This window comes from Cognatiyoonia sp. IB215446, assembly GCF_033963825.1.
In the GTDB taxonomy this organism is placed as follows: domain Bacteria; phylum Pseudomonadota; class Alphaproteobacteria; order Rhodobacterales; family Rhodobacteraceae; genus Yoonia.
In genome coordinates, this window is record NZ_JAXBMD010000012.1 from 1 (window position 1) to 19310 (window position 19310).

The following is a 19310-nucleotide window of genomic DNA, read 5'->3' on the forward strand; positions in this document are numbered from 1 at the left end:
GTTATCGAGATGTCGAAAGAAGACCGGGACGCGCTGATCCGGTTTGTGGAGAGCCTATGAAACGCCTGATCGCCGCCAGCCTCATTGCAGTCATGCCCGGTATTGTTGCAGCACAGACCATCACCGCCGATATCGTCGAAAATCATGTGCTCCCCCGCTTTGACATGCTGGCCGCAGCGGGACAGGATCTGTCGGATGCAGCGACAGAGGATTGCGCTGCGACGTCCGAACCTTTGCGGATCGCCTACGGGGTGGCATTTGACACGTGGATCGCCGCCAGTCATATGCGCTTTGGCCCAACCGAAACGGATGACCGCGCCTTTGCCATCGCCTTCTGGCCCGACAGCCGAGGGGCGACACCCAAGGCGCTTGGCACCCTGCTTCGCGATGAAGATCCCATCGCGCAAAGTGCAGAAGCCTATCGCGATATGTCCATCGCCGCGCGCGGGTTTTATGCAATGGAATTCCTGCTCTATGACGAAGCGATCAGCATAGCCGGTGACGCAGATTACCGCTGCCAGCTTGTCCGAACGGTCGCCGCGGACATTGCCAATATGACGCGAGACATCGCCACAGATTGGACCGACAGCTATGCGGCACTGCTCACCAATCCGTCGGGGGACGGGGTTTACCGGACGGATCTGGAGGCAATGCAGGAATTGTTCAAAGCCCTGACAACCGGCCTGCAACTGACCTCGGAGGCACGATTGGGCCGCCCGCTGGGCACGTTCGATCAGCCCCGCCCGCGCCGCGCCGAGGCGTGGCGGTCTGAGCGATCTGCACGGCATGTGGCCATCGCCATTGAAAGCTTGGCCGATCTTGGCACGCGGCTCTCGGTAGATGATCCGATCTTGCAGGAAAGCCTCAACGCCGCCTTCGGTCGCGCCCAAGCACAAATCGCGGCGCTCGATGACCCGGCTTTTGCCGGCGTGGCCGACCCTACATCGCGCATTAAGGTCGAAGCGATCCGCAGCCGTGTCGAAGAAATCCGCGCAATTGCCGAAAACGAGCTTGGACCAAGCTTGGGGGTTGCTTCTGGATTTAATGCACTTGACGGGGACTGATGGCCAGCCGACGACAATTCATCGCCGGGCTTCTGGCAACGGGGCTGGCACCGCTGCCCAGTTGGGCCGATGCTGGGTCCCCTGCTTTCCTGTCCGCCGCTCGACGGGATGATGGTGCCTTTGTGCTTTGTGGGATCAGCGACGCGAAGAACGTTCTATTCCAGATACCATTGCCAGCCCGTGGTCACGCTGCAGCAGCCCATCCGACCCGGCCCCTTGCCGTCGCTTTTGCACGCAGACCAGGGCGATTTGCCTGCGTTGTCGATTGCAGCTCTGGTCAAATTGTCGCCATGCTTGATGCGCCGTTGGGTCGCCATTTCTACGGCCACGGCGCGTTCAGCCAGGATGGCGAATGGCTCTATACAACCGAAAACGACTATGGTGCCGGAGCGGGCTGTTTAGGCGTATGGGATGTGGCCGCTGGTTTCGCACGCACCGATGAATTTGCCAGCGGCGGTATAGGGCCACATGACATCAAACGCCTCCCAGGCACTGATGTCCTAGTCGTAGCGAATGGCGGGATTGACACGCATCCAGAAAGCGGGCGGACCAAGCTGAACATCCCGACGATGCGTCCCAATCTGGCCTATATTGCGGAGGGCGAGGTAATTGACGTTGCACAACTTGACGCCAGGCACCACAAGAACTCGATCCGACACTTATCGGTTGCGCAAGATGGCCGCGTCGCGTTTGGCATGCAATGGCAAGGGGCCGCCGCCGCCTCACCATCATTGGTCGGCGTCCACACACGTGGATCTGCTGTCCAATTGGCCACTGCGGCGGTAAGGCAAATGCAAGGCTATGTTGGCAGCATAACTTTCATCGCCGATGGCACGCAGATCATAGTAACTTCGCCCCGCGGTGGTCTGGTCCAGAGTTATGATGCACAAACACTAGCTCTGCTCAACGAAGTAAAGCTGACGGATGCTTGCGGAGCCGCTTCAACGTCAGAAGGCGTCATCATAACAACCGGAACTGGACGACTTGTTGATCTGATATCGCGACGCAAGCAAGAAACTCATTCGCTGCAATGGGACAATCATCTCGTGTCTTTGGGATAACCCACCTGACGTTGTCACGTAACATGCATATCAAAATATGCTGGATATGATCCTCGCGGGGATCCCAGTGATCTGTGAGTGGTATTAAGGCGTTCGCATTCGAAAATACCGGCTGACAGCCTCGCAGCGTCTCGGTCTAACTCGACCAAAATGGATCGAGGCTTTGGATTGATGATGTCGAGACCTTTTTTGCATGAGGATGGCCTCCTATCTGGCAATTCTGACACCAAAGCTCGACAAAGGCGACAAGTTGATGCTCACACCCCGACTAACTTAGTAAGGAAAAACCAAGCTTCTTTTTTGCCCTTTTGCTGGGCTGCCGTTACCTACTAGAACTGGCACAATGGTGGAGGCGCCGTCGTCCTGGCTTGGACCGACGCTCCCTTAGCGAACTTGTCGGAGAGTGCTGCCTTTTGACTCCCTCGAATAAGACCAAACAGCTATGACGTGGCGATTTGGCGGATCCTGGTGCAAAGATCCGCCCAAAGTGCTCTGCTTTGGGGAAGGTAACTGTCTTTGTACCATTTTGGCTCGGATTGATCGTTCGACTTTTCCTCTAGCGCACGACCAAGATTTGCAGCCGTCTCGGCTAGACGCGAAAACGCTGCTGTTGTCACGCTGCCTTCGGGAAAGACGGCGTTCAGACCATAGCTCGGCTCGGTCACAAGCGGTGTAGCTGTGGCCATTGCGCCGATGATGCGCGGGATTTCAAGGTGGTTGGAGCGATAGGCGTGGATGTTTAGGCAGCAACGCGATTGGGCTGCAATCTCTTCATACACAACGCCTGTCTGGGGCGAGAGGCGTATGCCAGCCTGTTCAAGCGCATCGAGTACCGTCTTGCGGCGGGCGGATGGACCGCCGACAAAGCAGACGTCATAAGGGCGTTCTGCCAGTGGTATGGCGGGTGGCAGCGTGTCGGGATCAATCGCGACCTGAAAGCCGAAGACAGGCATCTTCATCCGCCGTTGCAATCGTTTGGTCTGGGGTGGGAAGTAATCAAGCAGGATGTCGTAGCGGTCCTGTTTTTCGCGCAGCATGCGCTGCTTGCGGCGGATCGCGCTCCACCCGATGCGGCTAAGCTTCAAAGGGTTGCCCATCACCGCTATGATCGAGAAGTTAAGATAGACATAGGTGCAGCCGGGCCTGCGGCGGTGCCGCGCAAAGCCTTCGCCGATCACGAAGATGATGGCGTTTTCCTCGTGGGTGGCTTCGTCGATTTCGTCGCAGATGATCAGCTCTGCCCCGCCGCTGAAATTGCGTTCCAGTTCGGCGTGGATGAAGCGTGTGACATAGGTGATATAGGCGTAGCTCACCTTCTGAATAATGAGATAAGCGCGGTCCATGGCGCGGTAGAAATCCTTATCGCGATCTATGATTGAAACAAAATGTACCAGGAATGCGCGGCAGGCGGCCCGCGGGATGTTACAAATCCTTACAGCTTTGCAGCAGTTTCCTCGTTCAAAATCAATATTTTCTGCGCGTTTCGGCAAAGCTGCGCTGAATTAACGGGCGTTCGCTGTGAACATGACCAAAAACCGCCCGCTGCGCGGCAATCAACTGCCGATTGCGGCTTTGTCGTCGTGCGTCCGTCACAGTGCGGGCCTATAACAGAGGCGCAAGTTGCCGTTGCTTTCGAGTGCAAAATCAGTTTTGCGATCCGACTACTCACAACCTCTGGAATCCCCCCGATGCCTGACACTTTGTCATCGTATGAACGTGCTGCCGATCCTCTTGTTGTTGTTCCTTGCCTGAATGAGGCCACCCATATTGCCGGTATTCTGCGACAGCTCAGTGCGGCCATGAAGCGCCTGAACGGGCGTGTTGTCGTTGTTGATGGGGGCAGTACGGATGGCACATTGGATATTGTGGGTGAATTTGTTTCGGCCGATCCGCGCATTTCGCTGCTGCATAACCCTGACAGGATCCAGAGCGCCGCGATCAATCTGGCTGTGGCGCAGGATAGCGGGCGCGCCACGCATCTGCTCCGTGTTGATGCGCATTGTACCTATCCGGACGATTTCTGCGATGTGCTGATGCAGCAGGCCAATAGCGTCTATGCCGACAGCATTGTCGTCAGCATGATCGCCGAAGGCGTACAGCCAGTGCAGCGCATCAATGCGGCGACGCAGAACGCATCATTTGGCAATGGCGGTGCGGCGCATAGGCACATCCCCAGCGGCGCTTATGTGAATCACGGGCATCATGCCTTGATGAAGATCGATGCCTTTCGCGCGGTTCGCGGCTACGATCCCAGTTTTACCCATAACGAAGATGCCGAGCTTGACTATCGACTGCGCAAGGCGGGATCGCGCATCTGGCTGACGAATGCGACGGCGATTACCTATCATCCGCGCACATCGTTTCGGGACTTGGCGCGGCAATATTTCAACTACGGGGCCGGGCGGGCGCGCAACCTGATCAAGCATCAGGTCAGGCCGCAATTGCGGCAGGTCAAGGTGATCATGGTGGCGCCAGCCGTGGCGATGGCACTGCTTGCGCCGGTGCATTGGGTGTTTGCACTGCCCGCAGCCATCTGGGCGCTCTATTGCCTTTTCTCTGGCGCGCGCATGGCTGCCGCGCAGCGTGATCCGCTGCTGGTTCTTTGTGGTGTTGCGGCGATGATCATGCATTTTGCGTGGTCTCTTGGCTTTTGGCAGCAAGTGCTGCGGCGGTCGCCCGGGCTGCAGCGGAGGGTGGCACAATGACCCAAATGCTGGAGATATGCGTCTGCACCTATCGCAGGCCGCAACTGGCCGCGACGTTGACATCGTTGATGGGGTTGGAGCGGCCCGACGGCTATGACATGTCGATCCTTGTGGTCGACAATGATGATCATCCAAGTGCGGCCGAGATGGTTGAGGCAATGGCAGCAGATGCGCCGATCCCGTTGCGCTATGTCCATTGTCCGGAGGGGAATATCTCGATTGCCCGTAACGGTGCGCTGGCCCACAGCACCGCGCGTTTTCTGGCGTTCATCGATGATGATGAGGTAGCGCCCGCCGATTGGCTGTTGCATCTGACGCGCGAGATGGAAAAGACTGGGGCCGATGTGGTCCTAGGCCCAGTTGAGGCGGATTATGCCGAAGGCGCACCCGCCTGGATGCGCCGGACGCGCATTCATGCGACCATGCCCGTCTGGGTCGATAATCGGATCATCACGGGCTATACCTGCAACGTGCTGATCGACCGGCAAAAACCGGCATTGCACGACCGGCTGTTTGATTTGTCACTCGGTCAGACCGGCGGTGAGGATACTGCCTTTTTCGCCAAGGTTGTGGCCGAGGGCGGCACAATCGCCTTTTCACCCGATGCGCGCCTGTTTGAGACGATCCCGCCCAATCGGGTCAGCTTTAAATGGCTGCTGCGCCGACGCTTTCGGATGGGGCAGACGCATGGGCGGCTGGTCGCGGAAAATGGTGCCTCTTTCCGGCTTTGGACGATCACCGTTGGCAAGGTGGTTTATTGTGCCGGCGCGACCGTGTTGCAGGTGTTTGGGCAGGATCGGCGTAACAAGGCGATCCTGCGCGGTGCATTGCACTTAGGCGCGCTGTCGGGTCTCGCCGGTGGGCGCGGCTTGCAGCAATACGGGCCAGAATTCACACAGCGGCAAAGCGAATAGGAGGTCGCGGGGTGGGGTCGATGAAAGATATCGGGCTGCGCGTGCGCGATGCGGATGCACAGGCCGACCGGCCAGAGGGGGCCGCCGTTGGCGGTGCCACGACGCTGGGTGACGTACTGGCCGTGCTGCGCCGTCAATGGCTGCCGCTTGTTCTGCTGACCTTGCTGGGGCTGATGGCAGGGGCCGTGCATCATGTGACAACCCCAAAACAATATTACGTTGCCGCGACCGTGCTGGTGGATGAACGGCCCGTCGCACTTGATCAGGAGATCACGGCGAGCATCCCCTTTGCGCGCAACGATACGTCGCTGCTGAACGAGATGCAGGTGCTGCGATCATTGCAACTCGCAACAGAGGTCGCGCGCAGGCTTGATCTGCATAATGAGGATGTCTTTATTTTTCCGCCATCCTCACTGGCGCGCGACATCATCTCGGGCACGAAAGGCACGCTGACCGGCCTGATCAGCAGCGATGCTGCCGAAGAGACACAAGTTGCGTCAGACCCGGCTGCAGACGAAGCGCGGCGGTTGCGGGGTGCCGCCGCAAAGCTGCAGCGCGATATCCGTATCAGCCGGATCGGGATGAGTTTTTCTATTGAGATCAGCTACATCGGGCATGATCCGGCCCTCGCGGCTGATGTCGTGAACACATATGCAACCGCCTATCTGGACGATGGGTTGAATGCAAATGTCGAGTCCACCGAGCGTACCACGGCATGGATGCGCAACCGTCTGGCCGAGCTTGAGGAAACATCAGCCGCCGTATTGGCAGAAGCTGCCGCGATGCGCCGGACGGAGCCCGAAAACGTGATGGAATTGCGCGAACTTGCGCAGCGCGCCGCGACCCTGGACGCTCTTTATCAGACGCTCTCGGCGCGTTACGCGCAGATGTCGCTGCAAGGGTCGTTCCCGGTGTCGAACGGGCGCATTCTGACAGAATCTCTCGTGCCGCGTACGGCGGCGCTGCCAAAGCTCTGGCGCACTTTGTCCGTGATGGGCTTGCTGGGGCTAATGGCGGGGTTCCTGCTGGCCGTCCTGCGCGAGATGCGTGAACGGGGTTTTCGCGTCAGCAGTGACATCCATACCCATACCGATCACGCCTTTCTGGGCCATTTGCCGCAGATAGAGCCGAAGTCAGCAGCTTCCGGTACGCCTCAACGGCAAGTGCCGACGCAATTCCTGTGGGCTGTTGATATGCCGCAATCGACTTTCGCCGAGACCTTACGCAACATCCACGCGACCGTTGCCCTTGGGGCAACGGATGGGTTGGGCCGGGTGCTTGCGGTAACATCGATGCTGCCGGGGGAGGGTGCGACGACCCTTGCCGTAAACTATGCCAATATGCTGGCCGCGTCCGGTGCGCGGACGATGCTGATTGATCTGGGCGCGACTGATGCGGGCCTGCGCGAGGCATTGAACTTGCCCGGGAGCGCGGGCCTGATCGACGTTCTGCATAGCAAGGCGCAGGTGTCAGACGCGCTGCAGCGGCTGGATGCGACGGGGCTCGACATCTTACCCGCCGGAACTGGGCGGCGTCAGCCGGTTGCGGCCGATATCGTCTACCAGCGTCACTTGCGAGCGCTCGTGCAAGAGTTGCGCAATCACTATGATCACATCGTTCTGGATACGCCTGCTTTGGGTACAACAGCCGACGTCAAGGCGATGCTGGGGCTATTGGATCGGATCGTTCTGGTTTGCGAATGGGGTCAAACGCCACGGTCGTTGGTGACGCGGTATCTCGCGCAGGAACCGGATGTGTCGCAAAAGGTGCTGGGGATCGCGCTCAATAAGGTTAACATGGCTAAACTCGCCAGATATGCGCGGCCCGGCTGGCCCGAAAGCTACCTGCAGCCAAATGCCCACAATGCCTGACCAAGTGATCCGTCCCGCTGGCGCGATACGCTGATTTCGCGTATGCTTTGCCCCACGTCGGAGGGGAGGAGCCTTTGCGCCTTTTGGTGTTTGTCTGTTTTATGGGTGTTGCTGCTGTGCTCATCGGCGTTTCTTCCTACTTGGCGGGCGTGGGCGGCTGGACAATCGTATGGCGTGTTATCGCGACGATTGTGGTGCTTCAGGTTGTTTATTTCTTGCTGCTGATGCTGGTCAGCTTTCTATCGCCACCAAAGCCGACACCTGCAAAAGACGCTCCGAAGCCCCGTGTTAACCCACTGACGAAGACCCAAAAGCACTAACCGGTCCGTGCCGCGAGGAACGGGGCGAGCGATGGTTCCGCCTTACCCAGCAAGCGGATGAGCGCGCCGCGCCAAGCCAGTCGGAGGACTTCTTTCGTCGGCAGGGCATCTCCGACGCGCATCCGCGTATGTGATTTCACCAGCCCGGTTGCACGCATATGCTGCGGGTAACGAAAGACAGGATGTGAGAGGTATTGTTTGCGATCCTCCGGTTTGGCCAGGGCCCACGCTTTGCGCTGCAAGATCCCGATGGATCGTTTCAGCGACAGCTCGCGTTTGTAATACCCGACATCCGCCCCGAGATTGCGTGTCGTGCCTTCCCCGTTTTCGGCCCAGACGGCCAGCGGCTTCATCGCAACGTAGATCGGCTCGGTAATGGCGAATGTGCGCATGTATTCCTGTAAGGTCGCGCTGCAGGCATGGTGGATTTCGAGGTCCGTCACCGCATCGCGAGTCCAGAATAGCCCACCGTTCGACACACCGATATCGGCCATCAGGCACAAGCGGAACATGTCCGGCGCATGCACACCGCCCATCAGCTTGTCGTCAAGGATGCCCCTTTCCGACAGATATGCCTTGTCGGTGCCGCTGGCGAACTCGACCAGTTGATTGCGGAAAATCAGATTGACGCGGTGGGTTTCACATGCCGCTATGTTGGCTTCGATGAAGTCCGGCAGCACGAAGTTATCGTCCTCCAGCACAAAGAAATAATCGGCATCATACGGGTTTTTCCGGGTGAAACACTGATCGATGTTTTTGGAGGCGAAGAGCTGCGGTCTGTTGTGGCGGTATCGGATGCGTTCGTCGTTGAGGGCGGCAATCACAGCGCGCGCGGATGCGTCGGGGCAATCGTCGTAAACATCGCAAATCCAGTCTTGAACCGTCTGTGCCTGCAAGCTTTCCAGACAGCGCCGCAAGGCGTCGGGCCGCCGGTAGGTGGGCGTGCGGATATGGGTTTTTCCGGTCATGAAGGTATCCCCGATGCAGAGACTTGTGCCCAATCCTGCAACGTCCATTCGCTGGGGTCGGTTGTCGTCTGGCGCGGCGGTGTCGGTCGGAACTGACGCAGGATGCGTGCCCAGATGACGCCACCTAGCCGCGAAATGAGCGCGGGTTGGCGCAGGATATTTGCCAGAGCCAGGCCAATACGCTTCTGACGCAGGTTGTCGGCCAGCGTCTCAAAGGCCAGAGGCTCTTGCAGAGCGGTGCGCCGGGCGGCCAGGTCAGCCCGCAGATCATCGGACAAATCGGGATAGCTGGTCAGCAAATCGTCCTGCACACGGATCATCGCCATGATGTCGTCAGGATGAAGACGATGCGACAGCGACAGCGTGTGACGCCGGTAAAGGTAATAGGATTGCGGCAGCAGATGCATCTTTCCGCCGTTGAGCAGAAACCTGACATAGAAATCGTGATCCTCGCCGATGCGGATGTCCTCGCGATAGGTCAAACCTCGGAGCGCTGATCGCCTGATCATGGCCTTGAGATAGCCGAGCTTTGGCGCGTCGGCGGAGGGGGCGATGAAGGTGCGGGCGGTCAGTTCGCGTGGCACGCTTTGCCTCGCGGTGCCAAGCAGGGTAGCACCATTTTGCACCTGATTGTTGATCAGATAAGTCAGATCATCGGCAATCGCGTCGGTCTCCAGCTGCTCTGCCGCAGCGACCAGACGCGCCAGCCGTTGCGGGTGGATGATATCGTCGCTGTCGACGACGGCGATCCACTCTCCCTTGGCGCGGGTCAGCGCGCGATTTCGCGCAGCGGCGGGGCCCGCGTTGTGCGGGCTGGTGATGACTTGCAGCCTTGGGTCTCGTGTCGCAATATCTTGCGCGATGGTGACGCTTGCATCCGTCGAGGCATCGTCGGAAAACAGAATCTCGATGTCAGAGAGCGATTGCGCCAGCACCGATTGCACGGCCACGGGCAGGTGCTGCGCCGCGTTGTAGTTTGCCATGATGACAGACACGGTTGGGTTGGCCAAGGCAAGCATCCTCGCATCGATTTACCTGCTAAATCATAGCTGATTTCGCGTCAGAATTCACGTTAAGCGTGTTTACGCAGGCCCCCTCGGCAACCTTGTGCCGATAGTAGTGAGCTTGCGTGGTTCTCCGCCTAAATATATGATAAGATGAAATAAATCGAAGCGTAGAGGTGATCTGATGAGCCGACGACGCAAGACTTCACCCCAACTGAAAGCCCTTTGTGCGGCGCTTTTGCTGCCACTGCCGCTTTTCGCGCAGGAAATCCCTGCGGGTGCCAGTTTTTTCGACGATTTTGAGACGCTGGATGAAGGCCTTTGGGGCATCTCTGACGGTTGGGTTAATGGGGATTGGCAGAACTGCATGTGGTCGGAAGAGAATCTGCGTGTGGAGCGTGGCGTTCTGTGGCTCACATTCGCCAACCAGCCGAATGACAAGCGCGATTATACCTGTGGCGAGATCCAGTCGCGGCATGTCTACGGCTATGGCACCTACGAGGCGCGCTTTCGCACTGGCACCGGGTCAGGTCTGAACGCCGCCTTCTTCACCTATATCGGCCCGCATCATGGCAGACCGCATGATGAAATCGATTTTGAAGTCCTCTTGCGCGATACCAGGGCCGTCAGCCTGAACACCTATGTCAGTGGTGCGCCGAAAAACGGCAAGCGTGTGCCGCTGCCGCAACCCGCGCAAGAGCAGTTTATCTCTTACGCCTTCATCTGGGATGAAGACGGTATCCGCTGGTATGTCGATGGTGTGTTGATGCATGAAACGCCGCCCGGCGCGGACCTGCCGGTCAATGACCAGAAGATCTATGCCAGTCTTTGGGGCAGTGACAGTTTTCCCAACTGGATGGGCCCCTTTGCGGAACCGGCGGGTGATATGACGATGCTGGTCGATTGGATTGCCTTTACCGCTTTGGGCGAACCCTGCCAGTTTCCGCAATCACTGGTCTGCCAGGATGGCTGAAGCGCAGATCAACCTCCCGCGCCGCCGGATTGATGTGATCACGGTTGAATCGGATGCAATCCTAGCCTTCACCGCCCTGACCGGCCTGATCTTTGTGCCCGTGCTGGGAAGTATGGGCGCGCTGATCTTCCTCGGGGCTGGCTGCGCCTTGCTCGTGCGGCGGTTTCAGATCCAGGTCAGCCTTTGCCTGCGCTATTGGTACATCTTTGCGCTGCCCGCCTTCTGCCTGATCTCATTCATCTGGTCCGCCTACCCGGAGGCGACGTTTCGTGCCGGTCTGCAATTGGCGGCGACGGTGGCGATTGCGGTGACCATTGCCGCGACGACCTCGGCGCGGATGTTCAGCCGGACGCTCTTTGCGCTTTATTCGACGGCGATGCTGGCCAGCATTCTTTTCGGCGATGTGCGCAACGATACCGGCGCGTGGCTGGGAATTTACGGCAGCAAGAACGCGCTCGCCGGGGCGGCGTCTACCTATGTGATTGTCAGTCTGGCGCAGGTTTTGGACAGCACTGCGCCTCATCGCCTGCGGCTTCTGGGCGCGTTCGGTGCGATGGTTGGTGGGTTGTTGCTTCTGATGGCGCAGTCGATCAGCGCGCTGATTATCCTACCACCGGCGATCATGATCCTTGTTCTTTTGCTGGTGCTTTACCGGCTGTCATCCTTGCAGCAGATTGGGCTTGTCGTTTTTCTAACGCTCGTCAGCGGTTTGCTGATCGTGCTGGCTGTGATCTTTTCCGATGCGCTATTCGCTCTGCTTCTGGACACGACGGGCAAGGACGCAACACTGACCGGCAGGACCGATCTGTGGCGGATTGCGCTGACGCTGATTGCTGAGCGGCCCGCGTTTGGCATGGGGTATCAGGCGTTCTGGGTCAAAGGGCATGACGCGGCTGAGGCGCTGTGGTTCCGCTTTGGTATCGAAGGGCGCAGCGGTTTCAACTTTCATAACACCTATCTGTCGAACGCGGTTGAGATCGGCATGATCGGCGTTCTTTTGCAGGTTGTGGTGCTTTACGGGGCGGCGATCACGACCGGGATTTGGGCGCTGCGGACGCATCGGGCCGAGGCGTCGCTCTTGTTCATTCTGGTGATGATGGTGGTGATGGTCAGCTTTGTCGAAGTGCCGGTTTTCTTTCAGTTCTCACTTCGTTCCGTCATCGTGATCTGCGCCTTCGTCTACGCATTGCGCGGATTGGCAGTGGGGCGCCGTCAGGCAAACGCCTCTTTCCGCACGTAGCGCGCGATCAGACCATCGATGGCGGTCATCGCGCGATCAGTTGCGCGCTCGGTCGCAGCATCAGAAGACAGGCTGGGGTTTTGCCGTGCTAGCCGCTGCAGGGAACGGGCGGCCATGTGCAGGCAGGCTGTGTTGAACGGCGCGGCAGGGCGGCTGGTGCAGAGCGCCATGGCGCGGGGCCCGGACCCGCCCCGCCCTGTCGAGAGCGCCCAAGCCTCGCGCAGGTTTGACGGGAAAAGGAATGCGGGGTCGTAATCGATGTCCAAGGCCTGCGCCCAATCGTGCCATTTGAAACGGTGCACGTGATGCATCGCTTTCACGCCGATCCATGGCGTGCGCAGGGCGTCAGCGACGATGGCGCCGTGCATCGCCTCGGTGATGACAAGCTCTGCGCCAAGGATTTGCGCGATGACCTGATCGGGCGGGCGGCTTGGGTCGATGAAGGTGATCCCCGCAAGGTCGCAGGCGGCTTTCCAATTGCCACGCTCAATGCTTTCGTAATGCGGCATGAATCCGACCTTAATGTCCGCCGCGGGTGCGGGCAGTTTTGTTTGCCGCAACAGGATCGCGGCGTCTGCCACGGCGAGGTCGGGGTGCAGGCCAAGCGCCTCTGTCGTCTGCGGGCCGCGGACAAAGTGGAACTCCCACGTGCCGTCATGCACGTCGGGCTTTTTGGTGTAACCGCCATAACCTGAGCCAACGACAACCTTTTTCGCGTCTTTGGGATAGTTGTGCTGGATGACCGAGCCGATGCCGACGAATAGCGTTGATGGGTCATCATCAAAAAAGTTGGCAGGTAAAAGCTCGGCCCACATGGTCGCGTTCAGCTCATCCCCAAAATTGGGCGGGTCACCCTGGAAATAGGTCAGTTTCATGCGGGCACCTTTTTGGCAAAGTGGCGGCGGAGATCGGTGATCCTGTCGCGGGACAAAAGCAGGATTAGGGGGGCGTACACGACGGCCCCGGCGGTGAGTTGCAAGGTAAGCTGCAGGATCGGCGGTTGATCCGGCTGCAGGATCGGCGTGGCCAGCATGGCGAGCGCCATCGCGGTGGTGGCGAGGAGCGGTGTGACAAACCCGACAAGGTAATCCCACGGGCTGCATTTCAGCAGTTTGGCGGTCATGATGACCGAGACCGGCCAGAGCAGCACACTCTTCGCCATCAACGCCACCATCAGCACTTGCAGGCCAAGATTGGCGGTCAGCGCAATGACAAGGACGGAGGTTGCCTGCTGCACCAGTTGATACCAGAACCACCAATTCGCCTTGTTCTGTGCTTTGATCAGCGCGGCCTGAACCACGCCGATGCCTGCCAGAACGCCCGCGATGCAGAATGCTTGCACCGCAAAGGCCGCACCCGCCCACTCATCGTCAAGAAGCAGATCAAGAAGCGTTGGCGCCGTGATGGCCAGCGCGCAAAACATCGGCATGCTGACCGCCGCTGACAGGTATGAGGCCATGCCAAAGGCCTTGGCGGTTTTGGGCGCGTCGTCCTGTAAGGTCGAAAGCAATGCCAGCGTGACCGAAGACAGCGCGCCGCCCACAAGCTGGGTCAGCATGAAGTAAAAACGTTGCGCGAAGAAAAAGAGGCCGAGGATGGCTGGACCCGCCAAGATGCCCAGCACCAGATGGTCGAGCTTCACCGTGGCCAGCATCCGGTTGCCTGATGCAAAGACACCATAATGCGCCAGATCGCGCAGGGCTTGCCATCGTAGCGAGAAGCCGGGCCGCCATTTCGCGACCCAGAAGGCCATGGCGCAGGCCACGAGGCTGCCGGAGATCTGGCTGCCAACCAAGGCCCAATAACCATAGCCCGCAAAGAGCATCACCAGACAAACGATGAGGCTGACGAGTGTTGCCACCGCGGTGCGCAGCGCGATCAGTTTAAACTTCATCGACCGCGCGATCATGCCGTTGGGGACGGCTGCCGCAAGATCAAGTGGGATGCGCAGGGCCAGCACGGGCAGGATGGCGGCAATTGCCGCGTCCCCCATGAGGTTTGCGATGGGTCCCGACCAGATCAGGAGCGGCAGAAAGCAAAAAGCACCGAAACCTACAGTCAGCCAGAAGACACTGTCCGCATGCGCCTTGGACAGTTCCTTGCGCTGGATCAGCGCCTCTCCAAATGCCACCGGGGTGAAGGCGATGACGGTCATGACAAGGCCGCTCGCCAGACCCACCAGCCCGAAATCCGCAGGTGAGAGAAACATCGCGCTCACAAAAAACACGATTGCCGCGCTGATCGTGGGGATCAGCGTTTGCAGCGACGACCACATGACCCCGGCCAAGGCCAGAACGGATCGCCCCGAGGTGAGATGCGGGTAGTCGTTGTCGATGTCCGGCTTCGCGATGGCGGGGCTCGTCATGCGCCAGCCCCTAATTCGACGGGGTCGATGGTGCGACGTAAGTGACCGCCACGACATCGCCCGGCATCATCACCGTCTGCATGTCGGCGCTGAGTGTCGCTGGCCCGCCGCGCACGCGGGTGATCGTCAGGCCGATTTCTGCGGTCAACGGATCGACCCCCGCCATCAGCGCGATCTGCTGGCCAGCCGCGGCAGAGAGCAGATCGTATTGCGTGCGCAGTTGTGCTTCGGTTTCGGCGATCTGGGCTTCGACCTCTTGCAGTTTGGTTGCGTTATCCTCGTTTCGCACGGCCAGAAGAACGCTTTCGTTGCGCTCAAGCTCCTGAATGTCCTGCTGGGCGAAAACGAGACTGCGTTCGATATCGAGGATGCGGCTTTCAAGCTCATTGACGTAGGATGCGCGTTCAAAGACGCGGACGGATGCGACAAGGCCGCGTTCGACCAGTTCCTCTTCGCGATCAAGTTCGGCCTGTCCGGCGGCAAGTTGTACGCGGTTGTTCTCCAACTTGTCCTGCAACACAGCGGTTGCTTCCTGCAATGTCGCCTTGGTGCGCGCGATCGATTGCAGTTCGTGTTCATAACGGGCGTTCCGCGCGGCAAGGATGGCCTCTTCCGCAGCCCAGGCGATTGTGGTGCTTGTCTCTGTCGGTGGAACCGATGTCGTGCCATCAATCTCCGCGATCAATCTGTCGCGTTTTGCGGTGAGAAACATCAACTCTTGCTGCAGCATGGCGATGGCACCCCGCGCAGACAGAAAGTTCCGCTCCTGCCCTTCGGGCGGTTCAAGCGTGCCAGCCCCGCCAGCCATGGCGAGCGCCTGCTGGACGGTCAGGCCGGGGGTGAAGTCATAGACGCCCGGTGTCTTGACCTCGCCGCTGATGAAGATCGGGGCGTAGCGTTCGACGCTGAGGGCGGCACCAGCGGATTGTCCGATGCCGACATAAGCGGTCAGCGCTTCCTCAATATCTGCAGCGATGGCATCCAAGGTGCGGTCAACTGCAGGGAATGATCCGGCCAGTGGCAACGAGATCATGCCGCCCGCGCCCACGGGATAGCTGCCCGAGACGCCGGGCAGGTCGGTCACGGTGGTGTTCAACTCGTCCCAAACGGCGATTTGCACGGTCAGCCTGTCATTGACGCCCACGAGGTAACCCTCTGCCCACAGGGGCACGGGAAGTAGCAGGGCAACAACATAGGTTGCGAGACGATTGAACAACATCTTCGGCCTCTCTGAGAGGTGGGCGCGGATCAGTACGACCCTTTTGAGGAGATGACAGCGGGAACAGTGCGCAGGATGATCATCAGATCCGACCAAAGCGACCACGCCTGGACGTAGCGCGTATCAAGCGCCACACGCTGATCGTAGCTTGTGTCGCTGCGCCCGCTGACTTGCCAAAGACCGGTAATGCCCGGCCGCGTGCTGAGGTAAAGCGGTGCGGCCTCGCCATACATGTCCAGCTCGTCCTGAACGACGGGGCGTGGGCCGACAATGCTCATGTCGCCGAGGAGCACATTGATCAGTTGCGGCAGTTCATCGACGCTGTAGGCACGCAGTACAGCACCGATGCGGGTCACGCGCGGGTCGTCGCGCAATTTGCGGTTGGTTTCCCATTCCTCGCGCTCATCGGGGTGCTTGACGAGATACTCCTCAAGCACCCGGTCGCCATCAGTGACCATCGAACGGAACTTCCAGCAGCGGAAAGATGCACCGCCATGGCCAATGCGCTTGTGGCCGTAAAAGATCGGTCCGGGACTAGCGAACTTCACTGCCATTGCGACCAAAAGGAAGAGCGGCGAAAGCAGCGTCAGCGCAGTTCCCGCGATCAGTGTATCTAGCCCGCGTTTGGCGATGCCGCCAAGCGCCCGGGCTGGTTTTTCGTCACTCGTCACTGTGGTGGAAACTGGTACCGGTCTTTCGTCAAAGGCTGAAAAGCCTACACTATCCATCATCGCCATTTTCGTGCCCCCACGTTTGCGACTCAGTGAACGAAATTAAGGTGACAGACCTTTGTGCAATTGCAGCGATTCATCCCTGCGTTGCGCGAAATCGGCGAAAAGCCGCCATACGTGTCGTGAGGTCATGACGGACGCCGCCCAGAATTTGGGCGAGAAAAATCACATGCCGGGAAAAACATCATTATTTACTGTTTCTTTTCATGTACTTGTGCGAGGCGACGGTTTTTTGCGCGTGAAATGTCGAAAATCCGCCGAATGGCAGAGATCTGTGGCCTTGCACCCGCAGCTGCAAAAGGGCGATTCTGCGTTGCAGCAATAATATCTACTTTGCCGTCAATTTCGGTGTAGGGTTCACGCAAGACTTTGAGGCCGATCACACCGTCAAATCTCTCGGAGGGCTTGGATGATGTCAAATCCCGAAACCTCAACAGACAGCCACACCGGGCTGTGGTCGCGGCAGTTCGATCCGGTCCATGACTTTCCGACCGTTCCGGTGAATACGAAAGTTGCGCTGTGTACAACCCCGCGCTGCGGGAGCCATTTTCTGGGGCACAAACTGCACAGCCTTGGCGCCTTTGGCTATCCGCTGGAATATCTCAACCCCGGCAATTGGGAGATCTGGGAAAGGCGTGCGGGCGAGATGCCAACGCTCGATTTTATCAAGTCGAAACGGACAGGGCCGAACGGCGTTTTCGCGGTAAAACTGCACCACGAGCACTTGACTGACTTTCTGGTGCAAGAGCCCGAGCCACTGACGTACAAGTTCATCCATCTGCGGCGGCGTGATCTGACGCGGCAGGCGATCTCATTCGCGCGTGCGCAGCAGACCGGTGCCTGGATTTCCGACATGCCGGAGATTGCGCCCGCCTACTACGACTGGGGTTTGATTGCCACGAAGATGGACCACATCTCGCGCGGGAATGCCGATTGGCAAGGCTTTCTGCAGTGCCTCGGCATTCAGCCGCTGGAGCTCTACTACGAGGACATTGTCGCCGATATGTCGGGGGCGCTGGCCCGGATCGCCGATTATACGGATGTGCGGATTGACGAGGCCGTACCGGACGCCGGCACTTTCACGCCCGAGCGGCAAAAGCGGCAGGCGCAGGCGGATTGGCTGGCGCGGTTTGAGGCTGACAGCCGCGACAGGCTTGCAAAGGGTGATGCGATTCCGGGTGTGTCCTATCCCGATAACATCGCTGTCCTGCGTCACAGGGCGCGGAAAGTTGCGAAACGTCTGAAGGCGCGGGCAGGGCTTTAGCGCGAGGGCGGCAAGACAGGCGCGAGTGCGGCCGCAATGTCGTTTGGCTGCAGCATGAAGGCGTTGTCCGGTGTGGCAAGCAAGTGCTGGCTGACGGCTGAGATCTTCTCTGGGGTCAGCGCGCCGATCTGTTCGATCAGTGCTTCGGCTGTGGGTGCGTCGATCACAAAGCCCAGTCCGTCCTCTGCCACCCTGCGCCCGGTTTCGGTATCGGCCACAGCGATAGAGGGGCAACCGAACCAGCTTGCCTCGTAGATGCGGTTCGGCAGCAGCCAGTCGGAATTCGCCCCGCGCTGCCAAAGATCCTGCGCCCAGACAACGTCGCAAGCATCGTAAACCGCTGCGAGACCGTCAGGATAGGTGTACGGGCCAAAATAGATTATGTTGTCGCGCGCGGCGATCTGATCATCAAAATCAGGCAAGACATGGCGATGCACATTGCCGTGGATGCGAATGCGAAGGTTGTCGCCGAAGTGATCCGCCGCAGCCAGCAACAGCTGCAGGCTGGGCGCGCAACGGATGGAACCGACCCAGCCAATCGTCAGGGGGTCGTGTGACTTGCGCGCGGTGGGACGGGCGACCGGTGACCCATCGAACCACAGTTTGTTTTCGATCAGGGCGTAGGGCCCCAGATAGCCTTGGGTCTGCGCAAAATACTGGCTGATGAACCCGGGCGAAGAGACAATCAGCAACTGCACCCGCGTCAGCAACTGCCTTTCGCACCAGCGCATAACTGCACCAACCCGGTCAGAGCGTGTAAAAAGCCCGTGAATGTCGAGGCATTCATAGACAAGCGGTGTCTGTCGCGCGCCCGAGAGCAGCCTGACGGCCCAGGCAATCACCAAAAGATCAAAATTTCGCGCAATAATAACGTCCGCCGCCTTTACCTGCTGCTTGTGCTGCATCATCTGCCAGATACCGCGCATGATGCCGATCACGCGTCGCCCGTAGCTGTTGTTCGCCACATATCCCAGATCGACATTGGGCCAATCCGGCACAAAGTCGGCATTCATATTGCCCCGCCGAAAAGAGGCGGATTGCACCGAATGCCCCAGAATCTGAAGGCTCTTGATCCGCCTGACCTGCGATGCTTCAGTCAGGTCAAATGCAAAGACAAGGATATGCGCCAATTACCAGTTCCTGCAGTGCGGGATTTTCGAGTGGTGGATCTTGTCAAAGTAACACCTAATGCGTGTATGACGTGATGCCAATCGGGATTGCCTACGAGCGGTGGCACACTGCTGGGTCAGCATGTCTGCATCTACGCGAGATGGCCACGACCAGTCTTGGAGGAGAAGGATTTATCAAAGAAAAGGCCTGTGCGATTGCGCAGGCCTTTCCTACGTGCCTAGTGCATTCGCTGCACTTGTTCGTTGGGGCTGCCGCCCCCGCCACCAAAGGTGACCTTGAACACCTTTTCACTCACCTTGTCCTTGGTGGCACCGACGGTCGCACCCGCAACTGCGCCAGCGATGGCGCCTACCGGTCCGCCTTTTAGAAAGCCTGCGCCTGCACCAAGAATACCACCGACGATCCCCCATCCCCAGCCGCCACCGGCGATCTGCATCTGCTCGTCAACGTTCAATTCACGCATTTCATTATCAGTCATTT

Annotated in this window: 19 protein-coding genes; 10 read left to right on the forward strand and 9 right to left on the reverse strand. The window is 59.0% G+C overall.

What is annotated here, in order from left to right:
- Together SLH49_RS21680 and SLH49_RS21685 are read left to right on the forward strand one after the other, a co-directional pair.
- A partial coding sequence (locus tag SLH49_RS21680) for an imelysin family protein (RefSeq protein WP_320271232.1) occupies positions 1-1064 on the forward strand: 1064 nt, incomplete at its 5' end.
- The gene (locus SLH49_RS21685) at positions 1064-2125 is read left to right on the forward strand and encodes a DUF1513 domain-containing protein (RefSeq protein WP_320271233.1); all 1062 of its coding nucleotides are present in this window, start codon (positions 1064-1066) and stop codon (positions 2123-2125) included. The genes SLH49_RS21680 and SLH49_RS21685, both read left to right, overlap by 1 nt.
- Positions 2126-2565: 440 nt before the next feature.
- On the opposite strand, the gene SLH49_RS21690 is transcribed toward SLH49_RS21685, so the two are convergent.
- Entirely contained in the window at positions 2566-3468 is a 903-nt protein-coding gene (locus SLH49_RS21690) for a hypothetical protein (protein WP_320271234.1), read from the reverse strand.
- A 345-nt stretch (positions 3469-3813) separates the two neighbouring features.
- Here SLH49_RS21690 and SLH49_RS21695 point away from each other — a divergent pair, with 345 nt between their 5' ends.
- The 4 genes from SLH49_RS21695 to SLH49_RS21710 all read left to right on the forward strand — a co-directional run bounded on the left by SLH49_RS21695 (position 3814) and on the right by SLH49_RS21710 (position 7935).
- Positions 3814-4830 (forward strand): glycosyltransferase family 2 protein, encoded by a 1017-nt coding sequence (locus SLH49_RS21695; RefSeq protein ID WP_320271235.1) that lies wholly within the window; start codon positions 3814-3816, stop codon positions 4828-4830.
- Positions 4827-5744 (forward strand): glycosyltransferase family 2 protein, encoded by a 918-nt coding sequence (locus tag SLH49_RS21700; RefSeq protein WP_320271236.1) that lies wholly within the window; start codon positions 4827-4829, stop codon positions 5742-5744. Before SLH49_RS21695 ends, SLH49_RS21700 begins: the two co-directional genes overlap by 4 nt.
- Before the next feature lie 20 nt (positions 5745-5764).
- Entirely contained in the window at positions 5765-7615 is a 1851-nt protein-coding gene (locus SLH49_RS21705) for an AAA family ATPase (protein WP_320271237.1), read from the forward strand.
- Positions 7616-7689: 74 nt separating this feature from the next.
- Positions 7690-7935, forward strand: a complete 246-nt coding sequence (locus SLH49_RS21710) for a hypothetical protein (protein WP_320271238.1) — start codon at positions 7690-7692, stop codon at positions 7933-7935.
- On the opposite strand, the gene SLH49_RS21715 is transcribed toward SLH49_RS21710, so the two are convergent.
- Together SLH49_RS21715 and SLH49_RS21720 are read right to left on the reverse strand one after the other, a co-directional pair.
- A complete protein-coding gene (locus SLH49_RS21715; RefSeq protein WP_320271239.1) occupies positions 7932-8903 on the reverse strand; it encodes a glycosyltransferase family A protein in 972 nt (323 codons plus the stop codon). The two genes, SLH49_RS21710 and SLH49_RS21715, sit on opposite strands and share 4 nt — an antisense overlap.
- The gene (locus tag SLH49_RS21720) at positions 8900-9913 is read right to left on the reverse strand and encodes a glycosyltransferase family 2 protein (RefSeq protein ID WP_320271240.1); all 1014 of its coding nucleotides are present in this window, start codon (positions 9911-9913) and stop codon (positions 8900-8902) included. The genes SLH49_RS21715 and SLH49_RS21720 overlap by 4 nt, the downstream gene beginning before the upstream one ends.
- A gap of 178 nt (positions 9914-10091) precedes the next feature.
- Between SLH49_RS21720 and SLH49_RS21725 the strand changes: the two genes are divergently transcribed.
- Both SLH49_RS21725 and SLH49_RS21730 read left to right on the forward strand, forming a co-directional pair.
- Positions 10092-10880 (forward strand): family 16 glycosylhydrolase, encoded by a 789-nt coding sequence (locus SLH49_RS21725; RefSeq protein WP_320271241.1) that lies wholly within the window; start codon positions 10092-10094, stop codon positions 10878-10880.
- On the forward strand, positions 10873-12120 hold the full coding sequence (locus SLH49_RS21730; protein ID WP_320271242.1) for an O-antigen ligase family protein: 1248 nt from the start codon (positions 10873-10875) through the stop codon (positions 12118-12120). The genes SLH49_RS21725 and SLH49_RS21730 overlap by 8 nt, the downstream gene beginning before the upstream one ends.
- Here SLH49_RS21730 and SLH49_RS21735 read toward each other — a convergent pair.
- The 4 genes from SLH49_RS21735 to SLH49_RS21750 are packed head-to-tail and all read right to left on the reverse strand — an operon-like array spanning position 12093 to position 16441.
- Positions 12093-12995: a polysaccharide pyruvyl transferase family protein gene (locus SLH49_RS21735; protein ID WP_320271243.1), complete on the reverse strand. Its 903-nt coding sequence runs from the start codon at positions 12993-12995 to the stop codon at positions 12093-12095. The genes SLH49_RS21730 and SLH49_RS21735 overlap by 28 nt on opposite strands.
- Positions 12992-14485, reverse strand: a complete 1494-nt coding sequence (locus SLH49_RS21740; RefSeq protein ID WP_320271244.1) for a lipopolysaccharide biosynthesis protein — start codon at positions 14483-14485, stop codon at positions 12992-12994. Before SLH49_RS21740 ends, SLH49_RS21735 begins: the two co-directional genes overlap by 4 nt.
- Before the next feature lie 10 nt (positions 14486-14495).
- On the reverse strand, positions 14496-15704 hold the full coding sequence (locus SLH49_RS21745; protein WP_320271245.1) for a polysaccharide biosynthesis/export family protein: 1209 nt from the start codon (positions 15702-15704) through the stop codon (positions 14496-14498).
- Between the two features lie 29 nt (positions 15705-15733).
- Positions 15734-16441 carry a sugar transferase gene (locus SLH49_RS21750; RefSeq protein ID WP_320271246.1) on the reverse strand — a complete coding sequence of 236 codons (708 nt, stop codon included), beginning with the start codon at positions 16439-16441 and terminating at the stop codon, positions 15734-15736.
- Positions 16442-16565: 124 nt separating this feature from the next.
- Here SLH49_RS21750 and SLH49_RS21755 point away from each other — a divergent pair, with 124 nt between their 5' ends.
- Positions 16566-16760: a hypothetical protein gene (locus SLH49_RS21755; RefSeq protein WP_320271247.1), complete on the forward strand. Its 195-nt coding sequence runs from the start codon at positions 16566-16568 to the stop codon at positions 16758-16760.
- 84 nt (positions 16761-16844) lie between these two features.
- Positions 16845-17699, forward strand: coding sequence for a Stf0 family sulfotransferase (locus tag SLH49_RS21760; RefSeq protein ID WP_320271248.1), 855 nt, complete (start codon positions 16845-16847; stop codon positions 17697-17699).
- Here the strand turns inward: SLH49_RS21760 and SLH49_RS21765 are convergent.
- Positions 17696-18829 (reverse strand): glycosyl transferase, encoded by a 1134-nt coding sequence (locus tag SLH49_RS21765; RefSeq protein WP_320271249.1) that lies wholly within the window; start codon positions 18827-18829, stop codon positions 17696-17698. The genes SLH49_RS21760 and SLH49_RS21765 overlap by 4 nt on opposite strands.
- 218 nt (positions 18830-19047) lie before the next feature.
- Positions 19048-19308: a Blp family class II bacteriocin gene (locus SLH49_RS21770; protein WP_320271250.1), complete on the reverse strand. Its 261-nt coding sequence runs from the start codon at positions 19306-19308 to the stop codon at positions 19048-19050.
- Positions 19309-19310 lie beyond the last annotated feature (2 nt).